Genomic DNA, 728 nt, shown 5'->3' with positions numbered 1-728 from the left:
GACGTACCAGTCGCCGCCTACGCTTGTCATTGCAGGAGCTGTCGCCCATGTAGGCTCACTTGCTTCCTTAGGCGCTGTTTCGTAGAAGTACAGTGCCGGTGTTCCCCAGCCTGCTGGCTTCTTGAAGAAAACTTGCAGCTTGGCGTTCGGATCGCCCTTCGTGAAGGTGAACGAAGCCGTGCCTGGACCGTTCTCGTTGGTTGCATACATTTTCAATGTTTTCGTATCATCGATCGCCATGCCTGCGCCAATCGTGATCGTAGTTCCGTTCGTGAATGCTATTCCGTTAACCGGGTCGCTGCCGTCCAGCGTATATTTACCGCTGTCTGCGTTCTTAACCGAAAGGGTTACCGTCGTTGTCTCAGTCTTGAACTTGCCGCCTGCCGGGGATGCCGTCAGAACCGGGAATTTCTTGTTCGCGCCAACATTCTCGATGAGAATAACGCCGTTAGCGCCAGCAGTGAAGGTAGCTTTGCCGTTGCTTACAACCGCTTCGCTCTTCGTATACGCATCGCGTACGGTCGTGCCATCCGGGAAGATGTTGCCTACGCTCACAGCTACAGAGCCGGAAGCGCCTACCGCTACAACGACCTTATCCAGAATATCGCCTTGCTCATACGTACGGGAGAACGTGTACGGAGCGTCTGCGATTTTGGCATGTTGACCTGCACCGATTGCGATGTGATTGTTTCTGAATTGGCCAATCTTCTGCCAGTGGCTTTGAACAG

General features: G+C 53.7%; 1 protein-coding gene. It reads right to left on the bottom strand.

Annotation, left to right across the window (positions count from 1 at the left end):
- Window positions 1-728: starch-binding protein (locus K0T92_RS24640; protein WP_219875273.1), on the bottom strand; the 728-nt coding region annotated here is incomplete at both ends.

The sequence above is a fragment of the Paenibacillus oenotherae genome (assembly GCF_019443105.1).
Lineage (GTDB): Bacteria > Bacillota > Bacilli > Paenibacillales > Paenibacillaceae > Paenibacillus_Z > Paenibacillus_Z oenotherae.
The sequence above is the reverse complement of the archived record's forward strand: the minus strand, read 5'-3'. Positions and strand labels throughout refer to the sequence as shown.